Annotated in this window: 26 protein-coding genes and 1 pseudogene; 6 read left to right on the plus strand and 21 right to left on the minus strand. The window is 33.6% G+C overall.

Annotated features, from left to right (window positions below; translation table 11 throughout):
• Nucleotides 1–40: 40 nt before the first annotated feature.
• The 14 genes and pseudogenes from OEA66_RS13080 to OEA66_RS13145 all read right to left on the minus strand — a co-directional run bounded on the left by OEA66_RS13080 (nucleotide 41) and on the right by OEA66_RS13145 (nucleotide 10,854).
• On the minus strand, nucleotides 41–796 hold the full coding sequence (locus OEA66_RS13080; RefSeq protein WP_267281792.1) for a metallophosphoesterase family protein: 756 nt from the start codon (nucleotides 794–796) through the stop codon (nucleotides 41–43).
• Nucleotides 793–1,014, minus strand: a complete 222-nt coding sequence (locus tag OEA66_RS13085; RefSeq protein WP_267281793.1) for a hypothetical protein — start codon at nucleotides 1,012–1,014, stop codon at nucleotides 793–795. Before OEA66_RS13085 ends, OEA66_RS13080 begins: the two co-directional genes overlap by 4 nt.
• Entirely contained in the window at nucleotides 1,011–1,553 is a 543-nt protein-coding gene (locus tag OEA66_RS13090) for an RNA 2'-phosphotransferase (RefSeq protein ID WP_267281794.1), read from the minus strand. Before OEA66_RS13090 ends, OEA66_RS13085 begins: the two co-directional genes overlap by 4 nt.
• A 10-nt stretch (nucleotides 1,554–1,563) precedes the next feature.
• Nucleotides 1,564–2,529: an ADP-ribosylglycohydrolase family protein gene (locus OEA66_RS13095; protein WP_267281795.1), complete on the minus strand. Its 966-nt coding sequence runs from the start codon at nucleotides 2,527–2,529 to the stop codon at nucleotides 1,564–1,566.
• Nucleotides 2,529–3,215, minus strand: a complete 687-nt coding sequence (locus OEA66_RS13100; RefSeq protein WP_267281796.1) for an SIR2 family NAD-dependent protein deacylase — start codon at nucleotides 3,213–3,215, stop codon at nucleotides 2,529–2,531. Before OEA66_RS13100 ends, OEA66_RS13095 begins: the two co-directional genes overlap by 1 nt.
• Nucleotides 3,216–3,397: 182 nt before the next feature.
• Complete coding sequence (locus OEA66_RS13105) at nucleotides 3,398–4,393, minus strand: AAA family ATPase (RefSeq protein WP_267281797.1); 996 nt, start codon at nucleotides 4,391–4,393, stop codon at nucleotides 3,398–3,400.
• 1 nt (nucleotide 4,394) lies between these two features.
• Nucleotides 4,395–6,374: a TonB-dependent receptor gene (locus OEA66_RS13110; RefSeq protein WP_267281798.1), complete on the minus strand. Its 1,980-nt coding sequence runs from the start codon at nucleotides 6,372–6,374 to the stop codon at nucleotides 4,395–4,397.
• A 5-nt stretch (nucleotides 6,375–6,379) separates the two neighbouring features.
• The gene (locus OEA66_RS13115; protein WP_267281799.1) at nucleotides 6,380–6,889 is read right to left on the minus strand and encodes an O-acetyl-ADP-ribose deacetylase; all 510 of its coding nucleotides are present in this window, start codon (nucleotides 6,887–6,889) and stop codon (nucleotides 6,380–6,382) included.
• Nucleotides 6,890–6,948: 59 nt separating this feature from the next.
• Entirely contained in the window at nucleotides 6,949–7,689 is a 741-nt protein-coding gene (locus OEA66_RS13120; protein ID WP_267281800.1) for an ADP-ribosylglycohydrolase family protein, read from the minus strand.
• 81 nt (nucleotides 7,690–7,770) lie between these two features.
• A pseudogene (locus tag OEA66_RS13125) lies at nucleotides 7,771–8,424 on the minus strand (DUF4291 domain-containing protein).
• Nucleotides 8,414–8,833 carry an ADP-ribosylation/crystallin J1 gene (locus OEA66_RS13130; RefSeq protein WP_267281801.1) on the minus strand — a complete coding sequence of 140 codons (420 nt, stop codon included), beginning with the start codon at nucleotides 8,831–8,833 and terminating at the stop codon, nucleotides 8,414–8,416. Before OEA66_RS13130 ends, OEA66_RS13125 begins: the two are co-directional and overlap by 11 nt.
• 5 nt (nucleotides 8,834–8,838) lie before the next feature.
• Nucleotides 8,839–9,243: a hypothetical protein gene (locus OEA66_RS13135; protein ID WP_267281802.1), complete on the minus strand. Its 405-nt coding sequence runs from the start codon at nucleotides 9,241–9,243 to the stop codon at nucleotides 8,839–8,841.
• 31 nt (nucleotides 9,244–9,274) lie between these two features.
• Nucleotides 9,275–9,817 carry a riboflavin biosynthesis intermediates N-glycosidase gene (ybiA, locus tag OEA66_RS13140; protein ID WP_267281803.1) on the minus strand — a complete coding sequence of 181 codons (543 nt, stop codon included), beginning with the start codon at nucleotides 9,815–9,817 and terminating at the stop codon, nucleotides 9,275–9,277.
• Nucleotides 9,818–10,158: 341 nt separating this feature from the next.
• Complete coding sequence (locus OEA66_RS13145) at nucleotides 10,159–10,854, minus strand: NUDIX hydrolase (RefSeq protein ID WP_267281804.1); 696 nt, start codon at nucleotides 10,852–10,854, stop codon at nucleotides 10,159–10,161.
• A gap of 212 nt (nucleotides 10,855–11,066) precedes the next feature.
• On the opposite strand from OEA66_RS13145, the gene OEA66_RS13150 reads away from it, so the two are divergent.
• On the plus strand, nucleotides 11,067–11,705 hold the full coding sequence (locus tag OEA66_RS13150; protein ID WP_267281805.1) for a DUF1579 domain-containing protein: 639 nt from the start codon (nucleotides 11,067–11,069) through the stop codon (nucleotides 11,703–11,705).
• 123 nt (nucleotides 11,706–11,828) lie between these two features.
• On the opposite strand, the gene lepA is transcribed toward OEA66_RS13150, so the two are convergent.
• The 5 genes from lepA to OEA66_RS13175 form a co-directional block, all read right to left on the minus strand.
• On the minus strand, nucleotides 11,829–13,625 hold the full coding sequence (lepA, locus tag OEA66_RS13155; protein ID WP_056083030.1) for a translation elongation factor 4: 1,797 nt from the start codon (nucleotides 13,623–13,625) through the stop codon (nucleotides 11,829–11,831).
• Between the two features lie 127 nt (nucleotides 13,626–13,752).
• A complete protein-coding gene (locus OEA66_RS13160; RefSeq protein ID WP_267281806.1) occupies nucleotides 13,753–14,784 on the minus strand; it encodes a hypothetical protein in 1,032 nt (343 codons plus the stop codon).
• A 193-nt stretch (nucleotides 14,785–14,977) separates the two neighbouring features.
• The gene (locus OEA66_RS13165) at nucleotides 14,978–15,487 is read right to left on the minus strand and encodes a hypothetical protein (protein WP_267263985.1); all 510 of its coding nucleotides are present in this window, start codon (nucleotides 15,485–15,487) and stop codon (nucleotides 14,978–14,980) included.
• 7 nt (nucleotides 15,488–15,494) lie between these two features.
• A complete protein-coding gene (locus tag OEA66_RS13170; RefSeq protein WP_267281807.1) occupies nucleotides 15,495–16,214 on the minus strand; it encodes a hypothetical protein in 720 nt (239 codons plus the stop codon).
• A gap of 18 nt (nucleotides 16,215–16,232) precedes the next feature.
• The gene (locus OEA66_RS13175) at nucleotides 16,233–16,784 is read right to left on the minus strand and encodes an RNA polymerase sigma factor (RefSeq protein WP_267281808.1); all 552 of its coding nucleotides are present in this window, start codon (nucleotides 16,782–16,784) and stop codon (nucleotides 16,233–16,235) included.
• A gap of 151 nt (nucleotides 16,785–16,935) precedes the next feature.
• Here OEA66_RS13175 and OEA66_RS13180 point away from each other — a divergent pair, with 151 nt between their 5' ends.
• The 5 genes from OEA66_RS13180 (at nucleotide 16,936) to porW (ending at nucleotide 22,318) form a co-directional block, all read left to right on the plus strand.
• On the plus strand, nucleotides 16,936–17,688 hold the full coding sequence (locus OEA66_RS13180) for a Rossmann-like and DUF2520 domain-containing protein (RefSeq protein WP_267281809.1): 753 nt from the start codon (nucleotides 16,936–16,938) through the stop codon (nucleotides 17,686–17,688).
• Nucleotides 17,689–17,716: 28 nt separating this feature from the next.
• On the plus strand, nucleotides 17,717–18,472 hold the full coding sequence (locus OEA66_RS13185) for an SIMPL domain-containing protein (RefSeq protein ID WP_267281810.1): 756 nt from the start codon (nucleotides 17,717–17,719) through the stop codon (nucleotides 18,470–18,472).
• A 95-nt stretch (nucleotides 18,473–18,567) separates the two neighbouring features.
• Nucleotides 18,568–19,086 carry a KdsC family phosphatase gene (locus tag OEA66_RS13190; protein ID WP_267281811.1) on the plus strand — a complete coding sequence of 173 codons (519 nt, stop codon included), beginning with the start codon at nucleotides 18,568–18,570 and terminating at the stop codon, nucleotides 19,084–19,086.
• Nucleotides 19,087–19,094: 8 nt separating this feature from the next.
• On the plus strand, nucleotides 19,095–19,649 hold the full coding sequence (locus OEA66_RS13195; protein WP_267282009.1) for a Maf family nucleotide pyrophosphatase: 555 nt from the start codon (nucleotides 19,095–19,097) through the stop codon (nucleotides 19,647–19,649).
• Nucleotides 19,650–19,735: 86 nt separating this feature from the next.
• A complete protein-coding gene (porW, locus tag OEA66_RS13200; protein WP_267281812.1) occupies nucleotides 19,736–22,318 on the plus strand; it encodes a type IX secretion system periplasmic lipoprotein PorW/SprE in 2,583 nt (860 codons plus the stop codon).
• A gap of 13 nt (nucleotides 22,319–22,331) precedes the next feature.
• Here the strand turns inward: porW and tsaB are convergent, their stop codons facing one another.
• A complete protein-coding gene (tsaB, locus tag OEA66_RS13205; RefSeq protein ID WP_267281813.1) occupies nucleotides 22,332–23,015 on the minus strand; it encodes a tRNA (adenosine(37)-N6)-threonylcarbamoyltransferase complex dimerization subunit type 1 TsaB in 684 nt (227 codons plus the stop codon).
• Between the two features lie 19 nt (nucleotides 23,016–23,034).
• Entirely contained in the window at nucleotides 23,035–24,045 is a 1,011-nt protein-coding gene (locus tag OEA66_RS13210) for a virulence RhuM family protein (RefSeq protein ID WP_267281814.1), read from the minus strand.
• Nucleotides 24,046–24,063: the final 18 nt, after the last annotated feature.

Genomic DNA, 24,063 nt, shown 5'->3' on the forward strand with positions numbered 1-24,063 from the left:
AATGTTCAAAAGTACTTTTCAAAATGTTAGAGGAGAATCGTTAGTGATTTTTTGCTCTTATATTATAATTATTTCTTCCTTTTTCACCAGAGTATAAACTCGGAAGTGGATCGCTTTGCCAGAATTGTTTCGTATCAACATCCATGATCGTTAATGAACCCGTGAAAGCCGCTCCGGTATCAAGATTCCAGATATTGGCTTTGTTGATGGGGTCTTTGATTCCTAAATGTAAAGTCGGCGTGTGACCGATGAAAATCTCATTGTATAAAAGAAATCTTTTCGGATATAATTCTGAATTTTTTGCTAATTTTCTATCCATTGCAACAGCGGTTTCCCAAAGTGTTCTGTCCCAACGGTAATTGCTGGAGTACACTTCTTTTTCAGGACCGTGCATTGAAGAATAACCTGCATGAATAAACAAGCGGTTATCTTCATCGATATAATAATTTTTCATTTTTTCAAAAAACTCCAAATGTATTTCCAATTCTTCGAGAGAATATTCAGAATAACTATCAACAGTACTTTGTCCGCCATTGTGAAGCCAGACATCAGGAGCATTTCCGAAAGAAAGCCAATCTTCCGTCCAAGCATCGTGATTTCCTTTGATGAAAATACATTCCTGTTTTTCGGAAAGCTCTATTAAAAACTGAATAATTTGAGAAGATTCGCTCCAGCCGTCCACATAATCTCCGAGGAAAATTAATATATCATTTTCGGTAACTTGGGCTCTTTCAAAAACTTGTTTTAAAGCTTTGAATCCTCCGTGAATATCTCCTATTGCTAATGTTCTTTTCATTTTTTTTCTTTTGATTTGCCATATCTTTTTATATAATTCGGACAACCATTAAAAATCTTTTCAACATCTGATAACCTGCAATTTTTCTGCTCAATAACAAAATGTGCAACATAAGCTGCAGGAAAACCATCTCCAAATAATTCATTAACTTTATCTTCCAAATTTTCTTTTTCCAAAGAAAAATCTTTTACTTTTTCTTCAAACTCCTTTAATGTCATCTTGAAATATATTTTGCTTCCACAAAATCTGTCAGCCAGACTTCATTTTCCGAAAGATAAAATTCTATTCCGTCCTCAAACATTTTTCCCGTGCTTATAGTTAGAATTACCGGCTTTCCGTGGCGCATTCCAACATTGGTTGCGGTTTCTTTATCGATGCTTAAATGAACGTGTTGTCGGCTTCTTTTTTCAATCCCTTTTTCTAAAATAGATTCGACATTGTTTTGAGCTGTTCCGTGATACAAAAATTCGGGAGGCTGTTGTGGAATTAAATCCAAATTAATATCAATAGAATGTCCCTGACTGGCTCTGATTCTTGTTTTATCTTCATTAAAAGCAAATCGTTTTTTAGCATTGGTCTGCACAATTTCATCCAGCTCTTCAAAGGTAAAACCTTGAGAATCGTTGGTAGAATTTGTGATCAGTTCGTTAACATCTGCCCATCCGTTTTCGTCCAAATTCAGATTAATGAGTTCGGGATGATGCCTGAGAACGTAGCTCAGGAATTTGCTTATTTTTTTCTTTTGTTGTTCGTTCATGGTTTGTGTTTTATTTTTTTAATTTATTTTCTAATTTAATACATAAGTTTTCGATATCATCTTTTCTCACCAGCTCCGTAATCCATTCTTCAGGAATACTTTCAAAACCATAATAAATTCCGGAAATTCCACCTGTGATTGCTCCTGTTGTATCGGTATCTTCTCCTAAATTGACGGCTTTCAATACTGCTTCAGAATAGCTTTCTGAGTTTAGAAAACACCATAATGAGGCTTCTAAACTGTGGAGAACGTAACCCGAAGAACTTATTTCTTCTTCCTCTAAAGTATGTAATGGAGCCAAATCATATTCGCCAACTTTTAATTCTAAAATTCGGTGAAATTTATCCATTTCATCTTGAGAACAAATCGGATTATGATCCAAAAAGTTCCGAACTGTTTCCTGCATTGTTTTGTACGCTTCCCATTTATCTTTTTCTTTCAGAATTTCCAAAGCGAGTTCCAAATAAATAAAGCAAGCCAAAGTAGAACGAATGTGTCCATGAGTAATGGAAGAAACCTCTTTTATTCTATCAAAACGTTGTTCAATCGGAAAATCTTTGATATAAAATAATAATGGCAAAATTCTCATTAAAGAACCATTACCGTTATCAAACTCACTTGTTCCACCACATAAAGTAGGGGAAGTTCCTTTGCTAATTCTATGGATGGCTTGTGAAGTTGCTATCCCAATATCGAAAACTCTTCCGTGTGGTGTCCAAATTTCCGCATTGTACCACTGTAAAAACTTCAAAGCCATGTCTTCCAAATTATATCCATTACAAAGGCTGTCTGCAAGACATAATGTTAAAGAACCATCATCACTCCACGTTCCCGCAGGTTGATGATGTGTTCCTAGAGCTCTCATTTTTGTAACTGGCGAACGTTTTAATTGTTCCCTGCTTCTGAATTCCACAGGAACGCCCAAAGCATCGCCAATGCAAACTCCGAAAATTCCTGCTTTTACTGCATTTTCCATTAGGCTAAATTTACCAATTTATCAAATAATAACTGCATCCCTTTTGTTGCGGTTTCTTTCATTACGACAGCTCTTTGTCCGTATCCGAAGCCTGTTTCGTTGGGATTGATCACAATTAAAAGACAATCATCTTTAATATCATGAAGCAATCCTGCCGCCGGATAAACCTGTAGAGACGTTCCGATAACCAGGAAAATATCTGCTTCTTTTGTTCTTTTTGTCGCTTCTTTCATCAAAGGAACATCTTCTCCGAACCATACAATGAAAGGTCTTAACTGAGCTCCATCTTCGGCTTTGTCACCGATATTGATGTCTTCTTTTTGATCGTAAACAAGATTTTTATTGTTGCACGAACAAGATTTCAACAATTCTCCGTGAATATGAAGAATGTTTGTAGACCCTGCTCTTTCATGCAGATCGTCTATATTTTGCGTGATGATTTGAACGTCAAAATATTTTTCTAATTCTGCAATTAATCTGTGTGCATCATTGGGTTCAACTTCATGAAGCTGGCGACGTCTTTGGTTATAAAATTCGAGAACCAATTCTCTATCTTTTCTCCACCCTTCCGGACTTGCTACATCTGTTATACTATGATTTTCCCAAAGACCGTCTCCGTCTCTGAATGTTTTTATTCCGCTTTCGGCGCTGATTCCTGCACCGCTTAATATGGTTAATTTTTTCATTTGTTTTTTAGCTTGAATATTAATTTCCTCAAATGTCCACTTTTAATAATAATGCCTTTTTTTAAACGCAAAGTCCACAAAGATTTTGCAAGTAATGCTGTTGATTTTAAAGTTCACAAAGGCGTTCCACTCAGCAAAGAACACAAAGTCTTTTCAACTCTGATGGATTATGGACAATCAGATTAATTTTTGAACATCATCTGTCTTTTCAAAATTAAATTTTTGATGTTTTCAACCGCCATTTTTTCCCTGTCATCCCAACTTCCGGAAATTTCCAGAAAATCTATTTTGTCTTCTTTTAAAATGTTTCGATGGCTTTCGTCTAATTTATTTCTGTCATCAATTTCAAGCCTTGTCCCGTCCTGAATGTATTCTGCATCTTTTGTTGAATAAAGATAGAGATCGGCTTTATTTTTCTCTATAATTTCTTCCGGAACCGTTAGTTTTTTACCAAAAATAAATTCAGAATAAGATTTTGTAATGTGAATATCTGTATCAATTAACGTTAAAAAACTTTCTTGATAATTCACATTTTCAATTCGATTGGCGTGTTCTGTGTATACTTTTTCCAGATAATTAAAATCAAATCCTTTTGAATCTGAAATGAGATCCCGTCCTGCTTCTGAAACTTTATTGGATTTAAAATATTCAGATAAATTATTTGTCATCACTGTTTTTCCGGTGGATTCCGTTCCGAGAAAAACAACTTTTAAGGCAAAATATTTCTGAACAGATAACGGAAGGTAATTCCAGTTTTCAAATAAATTTTCGCGGATTTCTGAAGCTGAAATCTGAATACTTTCCCTGTTTTCATCAAACATAAAATGGTCGATATCCATAATCATAGAAAGCATTTCTCCGTATTCTTCAGAAGTCACGAGAAACTCCTCTTCTTTAAAATATTCTTTAAAAACTTCACTCCAGATTTTAGAAACTTCCCAGTCTGAAACAGACGTATTCGGGAAATTACTTTCATCGTATTTAAAAACTTTTACCTTCAGATTTTTATTGTTTTTAAAAGTTTCCTTAATCCATTCTTTTCTGATATTTCCGTCTATTTTTTCCTTTTCTTCTGCGCATACCAAAACCGTTACACTCCCTTTTTCAAGGGCAAATTCGATCATCTTCTGATGACCGATATGAAACGGATAAAATTTTCCAAATACAAAACCCTTCATTTTAAAAAACTTTAAATTTTAAAGAAGCCATAAAATTCCTCGGTATCTGAATAAAATATTTTCCTGTGCCATCTGCTTCTGTGTAACCGTAATTATAATATCGTCTGTTCGTTATATTATTCACCAAAAATCCGATTTGCCATTGATTCCAATCATATAAAACTCCGGAATTGAAAATTACGTAAGACGGAAGTATTACTGTGTTTGAAAAATCCATGTACGAACTGTCCTGAAATCTAGAAGTTACATTAATTGTAAGATTCTTCAATATATAGCTTACTTCCTGATTTACAATAAATTTTGGCGTCAATACCGGACTAAACGAAATATTTTCTTCTTTAATTCTTGAATACACAAAAGACGAGTTATTTTTCAAATTCCAGTGTTCATTAATCTGATAATTGAATGAAACTTCTGTTCCCAATCTATAACTTTTATCCACTTTATTGGTCAACGCCAATCCGTTGGGTCCGAAGTTTCCGTTTAATACAATTTCATCCTTAAAATCCATGTAAAAGACATTAAATTCCAGTTTTATTTTTCCTTTATTAAAACGGTAACCTAGCTCATAATCAGTTACATATTCGGGCGTAACGGTTCCAAGAGCCAATTGATTATTTTCATCCAGCATCAAGTTATCATTTCCCATAAAAATATCATTTCTGGTTGGTTCTCTTCCTACTCTTCCCAAACTGAAATATACGTTTGACTCATTGTTAATCAGATAATTAATCCCAATTTTTGGATTGAAGAAATTCCATTCCAAATTATTTATCGAAAGATCTCCTTTATACCTGAAATCTGTAAATCTATACTGAACATCTCCGGAGAAAATCCACTTTCCAGCCTTAAATTCTCCCTGAGCAAAAGCACTTACATCATTTTTATAGCCTGTATTTCTGTACAATTCTCCCAAAGTAAGCTCGCTTCCTGTGTGATTTCTACTGTATACATTTCCATTAAATCCCGCGACAATTTTCCCGTTTTTAAATTTATTCTGAAAATTGGTATAAAATCCCAAGAAATTTGAATTAAAAGCATAATTGTAAATTTCTCCGTTTTCCGGTAATCCGATGAAATTGTTTAAATTAAAATCATAATTTCCATTCAAATGTGTAAAATGAATACTGCTTTGAAGAGAAGAAGATTCGCTCAATTTTGTCTGATTAAAAACCTGCAGAAAAGTCTGAAAAAACCGATCTTTTTCATCTCTGTTTCCATTCGTTCGCGGATCTTTATCAATCTGCTCCTGCGTGACACCCAACCAAGCCAGTTGATTTCTCTGATTCCCCATCAAAGCATTGAATTTCAAGACACTTTTATCGCTAAAAATTCCACCGCTGATCAACGCAGACTGTCCATGATTAGAGGAATTATACTTGTAACCATCAGAATAAATTTCGGATAATCTCACATGAATTCCCATATTATTTTTAATTCCTGAAGTGTATTTTCCGTACAACCTCAATGAATTATACGAACCGTAATTTGCTCCAAATTCAAGATTTTTTTCTTTTAAATCAGGAGAAAATAACTGAATGCTTCCGCCATAACTTGCCGTTCCGTTCTTCGATAAACCTACTCCTTTCTGGATCTGAATTTTATCAAAAGAATTAAAAATATCCGGATAATTCGAAAAATAAGAACCCTGATCTTCCGGTTCATTCATCGGTGCTCCATCCATCGAAACATTGATTCTCGTCTGATCAATCCCACGAATTCTGTAGTAAGAATAGCCATTATTTCCACCCGTATCCGAATACGCCGTGACCGACGGAACAGATTCTGACAATAAAAACGAAGGTTCTTTTCCTACATTCTGAATACTTTTAGCAGGATTAATGTTGTGAAAATTGACCGCCTGTAATCTTCCCGCCTCACTTTGTATCACCACATCCTGGATATCCCTGATCGAATCTTTTTCCTGTGAAAAAGCGTTGGAAAATGGGATAAATATTGCTAAAAGTATTATTTTTTTCATGGTTTTTAAAGATTTAAAAGTCGTTTATAAATCATTTCATTTTCATCATCAAAGCAAACAAAAACAACTTTTTCAATGATTTCAGATTGGAAATTCTCGACTTCACGAACAGCAATTTCTCCAGCCAGTTCTTTTGGAAATCTGTAAACTCCTGTACTGATATTTGGAAAAGCAATCGTTTTAACATTAAGGCTTTCCGCCAATTTCAAAGAATTTTTATAGCAATTTGCCAATAATTCGGAGCTTTTTTCCTCATTATTATTCCAAACCGTACCAACCGTATGAATGACATAATTTGCAGGAAGATTTCCGGCTGTTGTCACGACAGCTTCACCGGTTTTACATTTCCCTTGTCTATTTCTAATTTCCATGCATTCATCTAAAATTTGCTTTCCTCCTGCACGATGAATTGCTCCATCAACCCCGCCACCTCCCAATAAAGATGAATTGGCAGCATTGACGATTGCGTCTGCTTTTATTTTGGTGATGTCGCCTTTTATTAATTCAATTTTCATAAAATTTACTTCGTTTCCAATTTTCCACATTTTTCGTCCATTGAGGAATTGTATTTTCATCACAACATAAAGCGCTTACTCCTCCTGCCATTGCGCAAGTCGTATCTCCCCAATGCTGAAACGGTATTCCAAAGACATTCTTCAAAATTATTTCGATATCTTGACAGCTTCCAGATAACGATAGGAACAGTATCCTGAGCGGTCATTTTCGTTCCGTTTCCTAAGGTTTTCACCAATAATTCAATGCTTGGATTTCCTTCTAAATAAAGAACTTTATTCAGCTTGCTTTTCATATCCGAATCATCTAACTCATTTTGAATTTTTTGGATAAATTCCTTTTGATTCAATTGTAAAATTCCTAATTTTTCCCGAATGGCAAAAGCCGCCGCCAACGCAATTGTTTTTGTTCCTTCTATCGCTTCTTTGTTGGCGTGAGTGACTTCGCAGGAAAGCTCTGCATTACGTTTAAGCTTATCCAAATCATCATAAAAATATGCGCCAATCACTGACGCTCTCATCGCTCCGCCATTTCCCATCGAACCCTGTCCTTCAAACTTTGAATAAGAAACTTCTTTCCAGTTTTCCCCGCTTTTTACAGCTCTAAAATATTGATGCATTGACGGTCCATAACCTCTGTTGACATCCAAATAATAGTTCTTCGTAAACTCTTCTGCCAAAAAATTCCGATTTATTTCTCCGAATTTTTCCAAAGACTTAAAAACAGCAATTGCCATAATTGTATCATCTGTAATATCTAACGAGCTTTCGGGCAGAATTCTTTGATAAATATGGCTCTTCATTAAGCTTTCTTCTCCAAAAAAACTTTCACCAAAAGCATTGCCAAAGGAAATTCCTTTTATAGATTTTTGGCAATAATGAGTTTATCCATTTTCATTTAATCTTAATTTTTTATTCAAATTATCATCAAATAGTAAAGATTTTTCTTCAGGAATCATCAAATTATACAAGTCATCATTTAAAACAAACTGATATTGTTCTTTCACAAAATCTGAAATATTTTCAATTAAAATAATATCTTCCTGAGCAAAAGATTTGATGAAATCATTTCTTAACCCAATTTGAATTGCTCTTCTCTCCAATTTATTTCCGAAAGGATCATGATCCGGATCCCACTGCAATCTCACAGATGATTCCTTTACCTGATCCTTTACCTGATTTTGCCATTCTTCTCTCGATAATTCTAACTTTTCATTATAAGATGAATAAACAGCATTGTCGAGATATTTTTTGAATGCTTCCATTTTTAAATGAATCGCTAAGACAAGTTCCTGTCCTTCTTTTGTTCCTCATCCATTTCGGTACATCATCCAGAGAAAATTAGGCTTAATCCAAGTCATTCTTTCAAGACTAAATGCTCCCCCAAAATATTGATTCTGAACTGCAAATTCACCAATTTCTTTTCGATAAGACTGATATACAATTATTTTTTCATCATCATATTGTGCCATGATGTGATATCCTTTTTTTGGCCAATCTTGTAGTTGTTCTTTATAACTTTTAAGTTTAAGTTTCATTTTTTAATTTTAAAATTAAACTCTTAATTTCAGTGCTTTCAGATTCTCTGAAATCATTCCCAATAAACACTTTTGTCACTTCAATATTTCCAACAATTGCTTGATTAAATTTTTCTAATTCTTGTGCTGGAACCCATAGTTCATTATGATTTCTGGCTCCAACATTTTGTGAAGGATATTGATTTACAACTTCTTCCAATATTTCAAATTGGGTTACAAAACCTAAATAATTTCCTGCCTCATCTCTTGTATTCCATTTTTCGGCAATTTCGGAGGCATAATTTTCATCCAATACAGGATAGAAAATTGGTTGCCACTCCAATCTTGGGGGAAATTTTTTGTAATTATCTTCTATAATTAAAACCATTTCCTTTTCTCCGACGGGTCTGTAAAGTGTTATTGTTTTCATGGTTATTAGATCTTAATTTTACCCAAATTCAGGCATTTTTCAATATTTTTTAATGTTCCACTTTTTCTTTTTTGATCGGTATTAAAATCCGTCGCAAGAAAATAACTGCAATTTTCAACTCCATAGGAATCCCGTTCAAAATCAGAAGTAAAACCTCCGACAAATTTCCAGTTTATCACTTTGGTTTTAAACTTATTGACAAAATATCGTGGTCTTTGTCCGATATGAAGAATCGTCACATTTTCACATTTATCCTTTAAAAATTCCATCATTAAAGTATCGGTTCCTGAATAATCTCCGATGATAAATTCACACTCAAAAAGATTTAATTTTTTTAATGGTTCAATATAAAACTGATGAAAATTTTCCCAAGATACATTTCCATTTCCTGATACATAAATCTTTTTCATAATTAATATACTGTGTTTGAGTGTTGTGTTTTTACCTTCTTAATTCATCTCTTACTTCCATTAAAGCAAATCCCAACAAATTTTCACCATTCCATAATGATGGGTTTTGTGATTTCGGGTCTGTTTCCAGCATTCCGATTCCCCAAATTCTGTCGTATGGACTGGCTTCAACTAGAATTTCATCATTGGTTGAAAGAAGAAAATCTTTTAGCTTTTCATTTTGCGAAAACTTCAAAAAATTTCCATTTTTTACAATTTCATATTTATTTTCTTCCCAAAGCTGAGCATCAAAATTTTTCACCTTTCTTCCTAAATCTTTTGCCTGTTTTGGGTTTTCAGATTTTAAAATTTCTTCTAAAGTTTTATTATCATTAAAAAGCTTTGCTTTTCCAGCCATCATAAAATGTTCTGCCGTTTTGTAAATAATTCCGTCTTCCTGAAATTCAAAAGGAAACCATTGACTGAAACAAGCTTTTGTAATTTCATCTTTCACAGTGTGTCCCCAAAAGAACAGAAATTTCAATTTCTCTTTTCTCTGAAACTTTTCAATTGTATTTTGTAATGTATATTTCATATTGTGTTAATTTTACACAAATTTAAAAGAATCTGGATTTATTAACCAAATTTATTTGCGTTAAGTTTACACTAAATAATATAATCAATTGATTATCAATAATAAAATTTATTTAATTTAAACATGAATGAACTAAATATTTTAACAAATTACATAATTTAAATGATTGATGTTAAGTTTTGGCTAAAGTCAATTGCTGAATTTAAATAAAAAAAAAACGGACTCAAGTCCGTTCTTATTCAATGTAAAATATTGTCTGTTATTTTTAAGAATTTGTAAATTTTCAATTAAATGTTCTTGAAAATTAGTGTAAAACACTTCTATAAATTCTGTTTAGAAAACTATTTAATTTCAAAATAAAAACCTTCTTCCTCAAGCTCTTTATATTTTTCTTGATTAAAAGTAAATAATTTTCCGGGTCTTCCGCTGCCTTCTTTTTTAACGTTATTTGTTTCATTCAAAAGTCCGTAACTCATAATTTTCTTTCGAAAATTTCTGCGGTCAATTTCCTGTCCGACAATTGTTTTATAAAGATTTTCAAGGTCTGAAAAAGGGAATTCTTCATTAAGAAGATTGAAACCAATTGGCTGATATTGAATTTTTGTGCGAAGTCTTTTTAACGCAATATCAATAATGATTTGATGATCAAAAGCCAATTTCGGAAGCTCATTCACACTGAACCACTGTGCATCATCTGCATCAGAATCGGCAAACAACTCATGATAAGAAGGATTGACCAAGCCCAAATAAGCCACGGAAACCACACGATTTCTCGGATCACGACCTACATTTCCAAAAGTATAAAGTTGTTCGAGAAAATCGGGTTTTATGCCTGCTTCTTCGTGAAGTTCTCTTTTTACTGCATCATCTAGATTTTCATCATCTAAAACTAAACCTCCCGGAAGAGCCCAACCGCCTTTGAAAGGATCAATATTTCTTTTTATCAAAAGAATTTGCAGATCTTTTTTATCAAAATATCCGAAAATAACGGCATCAACAGCGACTTTAATGTCTTGTAGTTTTTTTGGAGAATCCATACTTATATTTGCGTTGCAAGTACACAAAATTAACAATTACAAATCTAAATTTCAAGATTAAAATAATATTTTTTTGAATCTTATTTTTTATTAAATTTATAAACAACTTAAAACTAAACAATTACGAAATCGCAGTAACTCAAATAACACCCACAATATTTATAAAAATACTGCGATATCATATGACAAAAGAAAACATTAAATATAAACATATGAAAAATTTATTCTTTGCAGCTTGTACTGCACTATTGTTTGTTGCTTGTGACAAAGTAAAAATGGATGTCAAAACAGGTTCAGACAAAACCGAAACTACAGAAAAAGAAGAATGGAAACCCGTAGATTCTGCAACCGCCATCAAAGCCTGGATGGAATTTGCGACACCGGGAGAAATGCAGAAAATGCTCGCAAAATCTGACGGCGTCTGGTCCGGAGAAAACACCATGTGGATGGAAGACGGCGGAAAACCCACCACCAGTACCTCAACAACGACCAACAAAATGATCTTTGACGGACGTTACCAAACCAGCGAACATAAAGGTGATTTTATGGGAATGCCTTTCGAAGGAATGAGCATCACAGGCTACGACAATTCTAAAAAGAAATTCATCAGTACCTGGATCGATAATATGGGAACAGGATTTATGAACATGGAAGGCGAATGGAATGCTACCAAAAAATCCATTGAATTTAAAGGCAAAATGACCGACCCGTCAAGACCCGGCAAAGACTGCGACGTGAGGGAAGTCTACACTTTTGTGGATGACACCCATCAGACTTTAGAGATGTACGGCCCTGATTCTAAAACCGGCAAAGAATATAAGACCATGGAGATAAAATATACCAAAAAATAAACAGTAAACCGTTTCAGTTGATGCTGTTTTTTCACATAAAAAAATCCGCAGAAAAAATCTGCGGATTTACTTTATCCAGCCATTCCATTTGGCTCGTTTAACTTTTTACCTGGCTCTTTCTTCCTAATCATTCAGCTTTAAAACAGCCATAAACGCCGACTGCGGCACCTCTACTCTACCAATCTGCTTCATTTTCTTCTTCCCTTCTTTCTGCTTTTCAAGTAGCTTTCTCTTTCTTGAAATATCACCACCGTAACATTTTGCAGTAACGTCTTTTCTCAAAGCTTTAATGGTTTCTCTGGCGATAACTTTCGCTCCCAAAGCTGCCTGAACAGCGATATCAAACTGCTGTCTCGGGATCAGTTCGCGCAGTTTCTCACACATTTTTTTACCGATGTAATAAGCATTCGAATCGTGAATCAATGAAGATAAGGCATCTACCATATCTCCGTTGATCAGAATATCCATTTTTACCAACTTAGAAGAACGCATTCCAATCGGTGAATAATCGAATGATGCATATCCTTTAGAAATAGATTTCAGACGGTCATAGAAGTCGAAAACCACCTCAGCCAATGGCATATTAAAGGTCAGTTCCACTCGGTCTGCTGTCAGATAACTTTGATTAACGATCTCACCTCTTTTCTCGATACAAAGCGTCATGACAGGACCTACAAAATCAGATTTTGTAATGATTGAAGCTTTGATGTATGGCTCTTCCACTCTGTCTAAAAGATTGGGATCAATCATTTCAGACGGGTTGTTAATTAAAATGGTTGTCTCAGGATCTTTCTTGGAATATCCATGATAAGACACGTTGGGGACCGTCGTGATTACGTTCATATCAAATTCTCTCTCCAGCCTTTCCTGAACGATTTCCATGTGAAGCATTCCTAAGAATCCGCAACGGAAACCAAAACCAAGTGCTGCAGAACTTTCAGGTTCGAAAACCAGAGAAGCATCATTCAGTCTTAATTTTTCAAGTGAAAATCTCAATTCCTCAAAATCTTCAGATTCAATCGGGTAAATTCCGGCAAAAACCATTGGTTTTACTTCCTCGAAACCGTCAATCGGCGCTTCCGCAGGATTCACAAAAGAAGTAATCGTATCTCCCACTTTTACCTCACGGGCATCTTTAATTCCGGAAATAATATATCCTACATCGCCACATTCAATCGTTTTCTTCGGAACCTGTTTCAGTTTCAGAGTTCCCACCTCATCAGCACCATATTCTTTTCCGGTAGCGAAAAATTTGATCTTTTCGTTTTTAGAAATACTTCCGTTCACCACTTTAAAATATGCCTCAATACCTCTGAACGGATTGTAAACCGAGTCAAAAATCAATGCCTGAAGCGGCGCCTTCGGATCTCCCACAGGAGCGGGAATTCTTGCAACGATCTGTTCCAACAGTTCGTGAACTCCTTCACCGGTTTTTCCCGAAACACGAAGAACATCTTCATATTTACAGCCGATCAGTCCCATAATTTCGTCAGTAACTTCCTCAGGGTTCGCAGACGGAAGGTCAATTTTATTCAGAATTGGAATAATTTCCAGATCGTTTTCCAAAGCAAGATAAAGGTTACTAATTGTCTGTGCCTGAATACTTTGTGCGGCATCGACGATCAGAAGCGCACCTTCACAAGCCGCAATCGAACGGGAAACTTCATAAGAAAAATCTACGTGTCCTGGTGTATCGATAAGGTTTAAAATATATTTTTCGCCATTAAGCTCATAATCCATCTGGATGGCGTGAGATTTTATCGTAATCCCACGTTCTTTTTCCAGATCCATATCATCAAGCGTCTGAGATTGTAATTCTCTCTGAGTCACCGTGTTGGTGTACTCCAAAAGACGGTCTGCCAAAGTAGATTTACCGTGGTCAATATGGGCGATTATGCAAAAATTTCGTATGTTTTTCATTTAAGAACTATGTAATTTGCAAAGATAAAAAAATGCAGGAGAATTCCATTTTTAATTTTTTGTTACAAATGCCATTTTAATTCTGATCTTTTAATAAAAAAGAGAGACAAATCGCCTCTCTATGTATCTATTTAGATTTACCAAAATCTTCCGGCAAAATATAATTTCCAGTCAAAGGATCAAGCGAGACATAAGTTCCTGGCATTCCTCTTCGTTTTTGAGCTGCTTTCGAATCAATAGCTGCAATTGCAACATTTGCAACTAAACTTCCTACCAAACCTCCAATTCCACCGCCTACCATTATAAACGGAGAATTAGATTCTGGAAACAGTTCTTCTTTTTTAACTTCAATAAAAAGTCCTTGATCATCTCTGAAAATTTCAACATAACCAACCGGAATTACCTTAAACGGAACACCATTATGAATAAATGCATAGAAGTTACTGATATACTTTTTATCTTCACCCTTTACTGCTCTTGTCACAACACCTTTTTTATTGGTTTCAATTGTAAAACCAGGTTCGGGGTTGTGCGTGAAAAAACTGTAAGAATCTTTATAAACTCCTTCTTTCAAAGAATCTGATTTTAAAACATCAAGCTTATCAATTAAAATGGAATTATAATTTGCAAGTTCACTTTCTGAAATACCAAATTCCCAAGTTCTTTTATTGTAAGAATCTTTCAACAAATCTGCCAATGACAATGTAATTTTTTTCGATAAACTTTGAGCTAAATATGGTGTATTTCGTGAGGATACTGTTGCAACAGTATCTATTTTGTTTACAAAATAATAGCCGTCATTTTTTTTGATGAACGTACTCGCTTTTAATTCAAGCTTTCCGATAGAATATTTTTCTTTAATATCTTCAGAAATATTTAAATTTTCCAATAAAAGAACTAATTCTTCACTTCCTTTTACTGTATTGTATTTATAAAACCAGTTTGAAATATCTTTAGTTGCATCGTTTTCAAAAATAATATTCACTTGCTCTTTGTGAAATAGTATACTCCCGATATCTTTGTTTGGTCGCTGATCGATTACTGTGAAAGTTTTAATTGTGCTTTTGCTGTCTTTTATAGATTTCGATAAATCAATCACTTCGGTTTTCTGCCCGAAAAACAAACTTGAAACTAATAGAAAGAAAATTATTTTATTCATACTGATCATTTTAATAAAATTCAATTTCACTTTAAACAAAACTTTAGTTAAATTAAATTTACTTCACAAAAATAAGAATTAGCTTACTATTTTATTTGAAATAAATCATTTTTATAAATATTTAATGCTTTTTTAAATCAAACGACCCTTACAATAAATTGCAAGAGTCGTCCAACATTAAAAAAATAAACTATTATGGAGATTGCTTAGGTCTCGAATTGTTCTTTCCATCATGAGATTTCTTTTCGTTCATTTTATCACGCATCATCGCCTCAGAATTGAAAAGCTTCAAGACTTTCTGACAAGGTATTACAGTCTGCATTTTTTCTGCATATTTTTTTCTATTGTCAAATAATTTTTGTCCCATATCAAAACTCTGTTGAAGCTTTACTTTTGCTTCTTCTTCGGTCAATTTCTCAGGATCAAAATTAGAATCGAACTGACTTTTTATTTTTTTCTGGTTATCAAGATATTCGTTATACATCGCAGTAAATTCTGCTTTATCCTGCGGTGCAACATCCAACATATCAACCACCATATTATTTCTAAACTGGGTAAGAAGTGCTTTTCTTTCATCCGGAGAAAGATTGTTTATTACCTCCTTTCTTTTCTCACGACTCATATTCTTCCAGTCATAATCTTTAATCTGAGCATTAAGCCCAAACCCAGAAATTATAAAAAGTGTAAATAATATTTTTTTCATCTTTCTTTTAATTATACAAGTCTAAATAAACATCCTGACTTGAGTTATTGGCTAACTCTGCAATTTCAGAACTGGTAAGAGACTCAATGTATTCATTCATATGAATTTCGTTCGCTGGTTTTACCGTTTTTTTAGTCTGACTTGCAGAATTACTATTAACTGCCTGAGAAACCATAGGCTTTATATTAACCTGACTCTCAATTCTTTGATCATTATTTTCAACAGAAGTTAAATCTGATGCTAAAGTTTCATAAGCTACCTGACTTTCTTTTTTGGGCAAAGTTCTGTTATCAGCAATGTTATTTGTTGAATCTGAATTTATTGCAGAATCTGAATTTAAATTATAAATAAAAGCCGACCCAAAAATAAGAGCTAAAGACGCCGCTGCAGCATATCCCCAATTCAATTTGAAAATCGGTGCTTTTTTCTCAACTTTTATCTCATTCAAAACTCGTTCCTGAATTGTTTCAAACAAATTCTCAGGAATTTTATAAATGTTTTTACGTTCTAATTCTTCTAGATTGAATTCTTTCACTTCGCCCAATACTCTATCCTGAACTGTTTGAAATAAGTTTTCAGGAGTTTTGTATATATTTTTGCGTTCTAAGTTCTCCAGATCGAAATCTTTCACTCCGCTCAACACTTTTTCCTGAATATTTTCGAAAATATTCTCAGGAACTTTATAAATGTTTTTACGTTCTAAATTATCTAGATCAAAATTTTTCATACTTTGTTTTCTCAAAAATTATCTTTCGTAATTTTCTTTGATATATTCTTCTATTTTCTGTTTGGCATAATGATAATTTGTTTTTAAAGTCCCAACAGACATATCTACAATTTTAGATATTTCTTCGTAAGGCAAATCATCATAGTATCGCATCATAAATACCAGTTTCTGCTTCTCGGGAAGGCTTTGTATAGCTTTTTGCAAAAAAACTTGTATTTCTTCGGCATCGCTGTGCGTATTATCGGCAACCAGATTCTGCATATAATATTCAGGGTCTTCATCTGTCTTCTGCATTCTTTTTAGCTTATTGATCTGCTGCAACGCTTCATTGGTCGCAATTCTGTAAAGCCAGGTATACAGCTGACTATCATTTTTGAATTGATGAAAATTCTGATATGCTTTTATAAATGTTTCCTGCAAAGTATCCTGCGCAAGGTCTGCATCTACAATAATACGTCTAATGTGCCAATATAATCTACTCTGATAAGCATCCATTAACACCCGAAGGCCTTTTTCAAGGGTTCGAGGATCTTGCATCAGCGCAATAATTTCTGCGTCTTTAATCTTCATAAGATGCTTTCATTGTTTTGGATTACAAAAATATCTAAAAGTTAAATTACTTATTCAATTTTTGTGCTATAATTTAGATTCTTATCATTAAAAGTCAAAAACATCCTTTATCCACCTTCCATCACCCAACCAGAATATTTATCTTTGTTAGATGCAAACAATCATTATAGGTTCCGGAAATGTAGCTTATCATTTAGCAAAAGCCTTCGTTCAGAATGGGATTCCTTTAAATCAAATATTTGGCAGGAACGAAACTGAACTTCAGAAAATTTCTTCAGAATTAAATATTCCTTACTCAACAGAAAGATTGGAAGATGCAGATTTATACATTATTTGTGTAAGCGATAATTCTGTGGAAAATGTTTCTAAAATTATTTCTAAAAAAAATTGTTTGGTTGCTCATACTTCAGGTTCTCTTCCAAAAGAAATATTGATAGGAGAGTACAGAAAATCAAGCTTTTATCCTCTGCAAACTTTTTCAAAATCAAAAGAATTAGATTATAAAAAAATTCCTTTCTTTATTGAAACTGAAAATTCTGAAGATCAGAAAATTTTAACTGAACTGGCTTCTAAAATTTCAGAAAATGTGATGGAAAGCAGTCATGAAAAGAGAAAATATATTCATTTGACCGCAGTTTTTGCCTGCAACTTTGTGAATCACCTTTTTACAAGAGCCAAAGAAATTTCAGATGCACAGGAAATTCCGTTTGATTATTTTTTACCCCTGATTGATGAAACGGTACAGAAAATTCATGAGATTGAACCAAAATCTGCGCAAACCGGACCGGCTGTAAGAAATGATAAAAGAGTTTTAGAATTACACGAAGAATTATTACAGGATGAAAGTCTTGAAATTTATAAAACCATGAATCATTCTATCAAAAAAATGTATCAATTGCCATAAAGTTTTAACTTTGAGGAAAACCAAAAAAATGAATACAAATATTATTCGTTCCCTCATCATCGGAGCAGCCATCGTTACCACAGCTTTTGTATTAGGTTCAAGTTTTAAAAACAGAAACTTAAAACAAGATACAATATCTGTTACAGGTCTTGGATCTAAAGATTTTATTTCAGACGAAATAAGTTGGGGCGGAAGTTTCGACGCCAGTGCAATGGATGCAAAAGAAGCTTACAATTTGATTTCGCAAGATAAGGAAAAAGTAAAGGCATTTTTCTACAGCAAAGGTTTCAAAGCTGGTGAATTTGCTTTTGGTGGAGTTAATTTTTCTAGATCTTATCGTACCGTTACAACAAAAGAATCTGACGGATCAGAAAAATCTGAAGATATTTTTGATGGTTATAAAGCAACACAAAGTGTGTTTTTCAGGTCTAAAAAAAATCCAGCTTTGATGAAAAAAATTGAAAGCGTGATTGATAAAACTGCCGAGCTTATCAACAGCGGAGTTCAGTTTGAGCCATCTTCGGCACAATATACTTATTCTGACCTTTCATCATTGAAGCATAGTTTAATAGAAGCAGGTTCTAAAGATGCCAAAGAAAGAGCTGAAAAAATTGTGAAAAGTGCAGATGGAGATTTAGGGAAATTAAAAGACGCTTCGATGGGAGTTTTTCAGATTACAGCAAAAGGCTCTACCGATGAAGACAGTTATGGAGGAAATTTTGATACTTCAAGCAAAGAAAAATCTGCGAGAATTACGGTAAGACTTACGTATAATCTTGATTAAAATAATTTATTAATAAAACAAAACAAGCGATTAATGAATGCGATTGATTTGAATCTTATCATTAATCAATTATCATTAATCAATCATTAATTAAAATGAGTTATAAAGAGAAATTAAAAGATATAAAAGCATTTGTATTTGATGTAGATGGTGTTTTTACAGACGGAAGCGTTTATTTAATGCCCGGCGGAAATATGAGCCGAGTGATGAATGTTTTAGATGGATATGCCGTTGTGAAAGCTTTAAAAAATGATTATTTAATCGGAGTTATTACCGGTGGAAATGATGAAATGGTAAGACATCGTATCAGCTATCTCGGAATTCAGGATTATTATGCAAAATCTCATGATAAAATGGTGGATTATGAAGATTTCAAATCTAAATATAATCTTAAGAATGAAGAAATTCTGACAATGGGAGATGATATTCCTGATTTTCACATGATGCAGAATTCAGCGCTTGCAACTTGTCCGGAAAATGCAGTTCCGGAAATCAAAAGCATTGCAGATTATATTTCACAAATCAAAGGTGGAAGTGGAGCAGTACGCGATGTCATAGAACAGGTAATGAAAGTGCAGGGAAAATGGCATGATGATAATACGCAATCCGTTTAAAATTTATGATGAAAATACTTTTAGCATCGCAATCTCCGAGAAGAAAAGAATTGCTTTCGAGTTTAGGTTTTGAATTTGAAGTAGTGAAAATCGACTGCGAAGAAATTTTACCTGAAAATATAAAAATAGGAGAGGCCGCAGCTTATTTATCTGAATTAAAAGCAAATGCATTCCAAAATCTACAAGAAGGGCAGACTTTGTTAACAGCAGATACCGTTGTTGCCAACGAAAATCAATTTCTCGGAAAACCAAAAGATAAAATTGAAGCTAAAAAAATGCTTCAGTCATTATCCGGAAAAACGCATCAGGTTTATACAGGAATTACCATTAAAACTTTAGATAAAACCATTACAGAAACCGATGTTGCCGATGTAGAATTTGATGAAATTTCTGAAGAAGAAATCGATTTTTACATTAAAAATTACAAACCTTTCGATAAAGCGGGAAGCTACGGAATCCAGGAATGGCTCGGAATGTCGAAAATTAAAAAAATCAACGGAAGCTTTTATACTATTATGGGACTTCCAACACATTTGGTTTATAAAATTTTGAAGGAATTATAATAATTTTCAAAATAAAATTTTATTATTTTTACAAAATCATCAAACTGCTGATAATAAAAAGTAAATTAGCGAGTTATATTGAAATAATGAAAAAGAAAATAGTTTTCCTTTTAGCGGCGATTGTTGTTGTTTCCTGTAGCACGAGAGTGAAAAAACCGGAAGCAAGATCAAAGTTTTTAAAAGGGTTTTCAACATATTACAACACACTTTTTAATGCTAAAGATGCGTTGAACAGTGAGTTTACCGAAAGAGACAAAGCTCATAAAGATAATTTTTATGCGCCTTATATTCCTATTTTGACTTATGAAGAGCAACCTTTAGGAAGCGACTTAGGTCAGTCTTCAGCTTTTGCCGAAAATTCTATGAAAATGGCAGAAGTAAACAGACCACAAAATGGAAAAAACGGTCCTGGAATGCCATCAAATGGTCCCGGAATGCCTGGAATGCCCGGTAATAATATGCCTCAAGATCCCAATAATCCTGAAGGAAATAAAGGTGCAACTACTTTAGAAATTGCCGAAGCAAAAGCTTTAAAAGCAATTAACAAATATTCTGTTATCAGAAAAGGAGAGGAAAAGAATAAAACGGTTTTTGATGCATATATTATTTTAGCGCAATCAAGAATTTATCAGGGAAAATCAGTGAAAGCGTTAGATGCTTTAAACTATGTTTTCACACATATGAAAGAAGACAAAAGGCTTCCTTTAGCTCGTGTTTACGAAGGTTTAGCTTATTCTCAACTTAAAAACTACCATAAATCTGATGAAATTTTTGATAAGCTTAAAAATGAAAAAATCAGTAAAGATCACGAGAAGCTTCTGAGTATTTATTACGCCGAATCTCTTTTGGATGCTGGTAAAAAAGAATCTGCTATAAAGGAATTAGACCGCGCTTTTGAATTAAATGGTAACCGAAAATTAAAAAGTAGGATTGCCTTTTTGAGAGGTCAGGTTTTACAGGAAACCGGGAAATGTGATTTGGCTAGAGAAAGCTTTGCAGCTGCCTACAAATATGCAAACGATTTTGAATTTGAAGTTAAATCTCAAATCGAAATTGCCAAAACTTTCAACGGAAAAGGAAATTATGAAGGAGCGAAAGATTATCTTGAAAAAATAAGTAAAAAAGGAACTTATGGATCTAGAAAAAATGAGTTTTACTATGCTTTAGGTTTGATGGCAAACAAAGCAGGAAAGAAAAAAGAGGCTCAGGATTTTTTCAAAAAATCTCTTCTTGAGAAGGTTTCAGATGCACAAGTGAGAGGTTTGGCTTATTATGAGATTGGTAAAGATTATTTAGATAGAAACGATTACATCGGAGCAGGAGCATATTATGATTCAGCATTGGTTGCAATGACGTATGAACCTTCAAGAATATTATTGCAGGATCAATCTAACTACATTAAAAAGATTTCTAAAAACTATTATTTAATCAAGAAAAATGACAGTATTCTTTCTTTGGCAAGAATGTCTGATGCTCAGAAAACTGATTATTTTGCAAAGTATATTGAGAAATTAAAGATTAGAGAAGAGAAAGAAGAATTGGAAAGAAGACGTGAAGAAAGAAACAAAGGTTTCGATAATGGAGATTACAATGCCAATTCACTGTTTGCTAACAGCGGAAATTCTTTTGAAGATTTCGGAGTTGCTACGAAAGGTTTCTATTTCGGTAATACAGGAACGGTAAGTAAAGGTACATCAACTTTTAAACAGCTTTGGGGAGATCGTGCTTTGGTTGATAACTGGCGTTATTCCAAAAAAATGGCAACGATAGAAGACATGAAGAACGAAGCTTTAGGAATAACTTCAGCACCGAATCCGAGACGTTTTGAACCATCATATTACATAGAACAAATTCCGGCAGATTTAGGAAAATTATCTCAGTTGAAAAAAGACAGGGATACCGCTTCTTTAGGACTTGGAATTATGTATCAGAATTATTTTACCAATACATCTTTAGCAACAAAAACGCTTTATGATTTGGTAGATGTAAAACCTGAAGAAAAAGTAATGTTGCAGGCTTTATATGAAATTTTTGCGATGAATTATGAGAAAAATCCTCAGATTGCAGACAGAGCAAAACAGATTTTATTGACCGATTATCCTTACACATCGTATGCAGAATTTGTAAGAAATCCTAAGAACAACACTTTTGTAAAGTCTTCGGAAGAAGTTGAAAACGAATATAAAATGGCTTATGCTCTTTATGAGTCTGAAAAATTCACAGAAAGTCAGGGAAGAATTGAGCAGATTATTTTGAAATATCCTAAAGATGCATTAATTCCTAAACTCAATTTATTGAATGCTATTAATGCCGGAAAAACAAGCGGAAAAGAAGTAATGATTTTGCAGCTTGAACAAATCGTTCTGAATTATGCTAAAACTCCGGAAGGAATTAAAGCTAAAGAAATGCTGAATTATTTGAAAAGCGACTTAGCGTTCCAGCCAACAGATAATAAAGGAAATTCTGTGCCTAATAATCCTTTTAACGGACCTGGACAACCAAGTATGCCTCAAACTGATCAAAATAATATTGCTCCGGGTAATAATAAAGTGAACAATAATAGTCAGATGATGAATAATACTCCGCAAAACAATAATATCCAAAAAAAGCAGTTGAATCAAATGCAAAAGCTACAGTCTCCTGAAGAAGTGAAGGCGAGTGGTAAATAAAAAAAAGCGAAGATTATTCTTCGCTTTTTTGTTTCTTTTTTACTCCATGAAAATCTTTCAAATAAAAAGGCTCGAAGTAAGCAATATCTTCAAAGTCTTCATTCTTTATTTTTTCCAAAGTTTTCTTTAATAAATATTGTGCAGAAGGGTAGATGTCATTATTAAATTCTGCATTAGCAAGCTGTACAATTTCTTTTGTCTTGGAAGCTCCGTCACCCACAAAAAGTACTTTTTTGTCTTTAAATTCCTGAAAAGAATTTTCATCTAAAACTTTTGCTTCGGTCGGATAAAGTTCTTTCCCCGAAATTCCGTCATAAACGGCAGTATAAACCTCCATTCTTCTTGCATCGACCAATGTAATTATAAGATCATAGTTTTGATCTAAAAATGGCTCAATCATACTTTCCATAGAATTTACGCCAATTAAAGGAATTTTTAAGCCATAACAAAACCCTTTTGCTGAAGCAGCTCCAATTCTTAAACCCGTATACGAACCAGGACCTTTGCCCAAAGAAACGGCTTCAATATCCTTTATCGAAAGTTCTGCGCCTTCCAAAGCCCACTCAACAAAGGTGTGAAGACTTTCAGATTGTTTATAATTTTCTGAAACTTCTTCGCAAACACATAAGAGTTTTTCGCCATCAGAAATCGCAACTGAGCAGTTTTTCGAGGAAGTTTCGAGATATAATATTTTCATTTTTTTAATTTCTAAGTTTTTATAACTTATCTTTTTTACCTATTTTTTTTATTTCCTTATCAAAATCAGAAATTATTTTCTGAGTTTTATTAAAAGTTTCATATTCAGAAACTACTTTTTTATCAGCTACAATTTTTGCAATTTTTCCTTTTCCATCTAAGATTTTATACTCATTAAAATCTAAAAATCTGTTAACACTTTTTGCCAAAGATTCCATTGTAAAGGTATTTTCTCTCTCAATTAAACCTTCGATATAATCAAAATAACCTGTAACAGTTCGTTCTAATTGTTGGATTTCTTTCTCAGATAAATAGTTTTTGGCAACAATCACATCAGATCTTAAAATTCTTCCGTCTGGTGAATGCTTCCAATTCGTTAAAACCATATTCTCCTCTTTACTGTCAGCTTTCTGATAGATAATTTCTGCAGCAGTTTTACCCGTTATGGCGAAGTGAAATTTATTTTGAACTATTGCATAAAAATTCTTTGTGATGTCTGAATTCCTATCATAATCGATACTGCATTCAGCAAAAATATCGGTGATTTGTTGGTAAACTCTTCTTTCACTTGCCCGAATTGAGCGAATTCTCTGAAGAAGTTCTTTAAAATAATCTTTACCAAATACATTCTGACCTTGCTTTAATCTTTCATCATCGATCACAAAACCTTTAATGATAAACTCTTTTAATGTTTGTGTTGCCCAAATTCTGAATTGCGTTGCTTTTGATGAATTTACGCGGTAACCAACTGAAATTATTGCATCGAGATTGTAGTATTCAAGGTTTCTGGTAACATTTCTTTCTCCTTCAATTTGAACTGTTCGGAATTCCCGAACAGTTGCATCTCTCTTTAATTCTTCTGTGTTGAAAATATTGGTGAGGTGTTCACTTACGGTCGATTTAGCAACATCGAATAAAGTCGCCATTGCCTTTTGGGTGAGCCAAAGTGTTTCGTTTTGTAAAAAAACATCAACCCTAACTTTTTCATTAGGTGTGTTATAAATTAAAAATTTCTGAATCTCTTCGTTCATTGTGTTGATATTCTATGC

Origin of the sequence: Chryseobacterium luquanense, assembly GCF_026460945.1 — a bacterium.
GTDB lineage: Bacteria > Bacteroidota > Bacteroidia > Flavobacteriales > Weeksellaceae > Chryseobacterium > Chryseobacterium luquanense.

Bases quoted from the DNA above. Each gene is read 5' to 3' on its own strand.
- OEA66_RS13080 (WP_267281792.1), bottom strand. From the start codon at position 796: ATGAAAAGAACATTAGCAATAGGAGATATTCACGGAGGATTCAAAGCT.
- OEA66_RS13085 (WP_267281793.1), bottom strand. From the start codon at position 1,014: ATGACATTAAAGGAGTTTGAAGAAAAAGTAAAAGATTTTTCTTTGGAA.
- OEA66_RS13090 (WP_267281794.1), bottom strand. From the start codon at position 1,553: ATGAACGAACAACAAAAGAAAAAAATAAGCAAATTCCTGAGCTACGTT.
- OEA66_RS13095 (WP_267281795.1), bottom strand. From the start codon at position 2,529: ATGGAAAATGCAGTAAAAGCAGGAATTTTCGGAGTTTGCATTGGCGAT.
- OEA66_RS13100 (WP_267281796.1), bottom strand. From the start codon at position 3,215: ATGAAAAAATTAACCATATTAAGCGGTGCAGGAATCAGCGCCGAAAGC.
- OEA66_RS13105 (WP_267281797.1), bottom strand. From the start codon at position 4,393: ATGAAGGGTTTTGTATTTGGAAAATTTTATCCGTTTCATATCGGTCAT.
- OEA66_RS13110 (WP_267281798.1), bottom strand. From the start codon at position 6,374: ATGAAAAAAATAATACTTTTAGCAATATTTATCCCATTTTCCAACGCT.
- OEA66_RS13115 (WP_267281799.1), bottom strand. From the start codon at position 6,889: ATGAAAATTGAATTAATAAAAGGCGACATCACCAAAATAAAAGCAGAC.
- OEA66_RS13120 (WP_267281800.1), bottom strand. From the start codon at position 7,689: ATGAAGAGCCATATTTATCAAAGAATTCTGCCCGAAAGCTCGTTAGAT.
- OEA66_RS13130 (WP_267281801.1), bottom strand. From the start codon at position 8,833: ATGAAAACAATAACACTTTACAGACCCGTCGGAGAAAAGGAAATGGTT.
- OEA66_RS13135 (WP_267281802.1), bottom strand. From the start codon at position 9,243: ATGAAAAAGATTTATGTATCAGGAAATGGAAATGTATCTTGGGAAAAT.
- ybiA (WP_267281803.1), bottom strand. From the start codon at position 9,817: ATGAAATATACATTACAAAATACAATTGAAAAGTTTCAGAGAAAAGAG.
- OEA66_RS13145 (WP_267281804.1), bottom strand. From the start codon at position 10,854: ATGGATTCTCCAAAAAAACTACAAGACATTAAAGTCGCTGTTGATGCC.
- OEA66_RS13150 (WP_267281805.1), top strand. From the start codon at position 11,067: ATGAAAAATTTATTCTTTGCAGCTTGTACTGCACTATTGTTTGTTGCT.
- lepA (WP_056083030.1), bottom strand. From the start codon at position 13,625: ATGAAAAACATACGAAATTTTTGCATAATCGCCCATATTGACCACGGT.
- OEA66_RS13160 (WP_267281806.1), bottom strand. From the start codon at position 14,784: ATGAATAAAATAATTTTCTTTCTATTAGTTTCAAGTTTGTTTTTCGGG.
- OEA66_RS13165 (WP_267263985.1), bottom strand. From the start codon at position 15,487: ATGAAAAAAATATTATTTACACTTTTTATAATTTCTGGGTTTGGGCTT.
- OEA66_RS13170 (WP_267281807.1), bottom strand. From the start codon at position 16,214: ATGAAAAATTTTGATCTAGATAATTTAGAACGTAAAAACATTTATAAA.
- OEA66_RS13175 (WP_267281808.1), bottom strand. From the start codon at position 16,784: ATGAAGATTAAAGACGCAGAAATTATTGCGCTGATGCAAGATCCTCGA.
- OEA66_RS13180 (WP_267281809.1), top strand. From the start codon at position 16,936: ATGCAAACAATCATTATAGGTTCCGGAAATGTAGCTTATCATTTAGCA.
- OEA66_RS13185 (WP_267281810.1), top strand. From the start codon at position 17,717: ATGAATACAAATATTATTCGTTCCCTCATCATCGGAGCAGCCATCGTT.
- OEA66_RS13190 (WP_267281811.1), top strand. From the start codon at position 18,568: ATGAGTTATAAAGAGAAATTAAAAGATATAAAAGCATTTGTATTTGAT.
- OEA66_RS13195 (WP_267282009.1), top strand. From the start codon at position 19,095: ATGAAAATACTTTTAGCATCGCAATCTCCGAGAAGAAAAGAATTGCTT.
- porW (WP_267281812.1), top strand. From the start codon at position 19,736: ATGAAAAAGAAAATAGTTTTCCTTTTAGCGGCGATTGTTGTTGTTTCC.
- tsaB (WP_267281813.1), bottom strand. From the start codon at position 23,015: ATGAAAATATTATATCTCGAAACTTCCTCGAAAAACTGCTCAGTTGCG.
- OEA66_RS13210 (WP_267281814.1), bottom strand. From the start codon at position 24,045: ATGAACGAAGAGATTCAGAAATTTTTAATTTATAACACACCTAATGAA.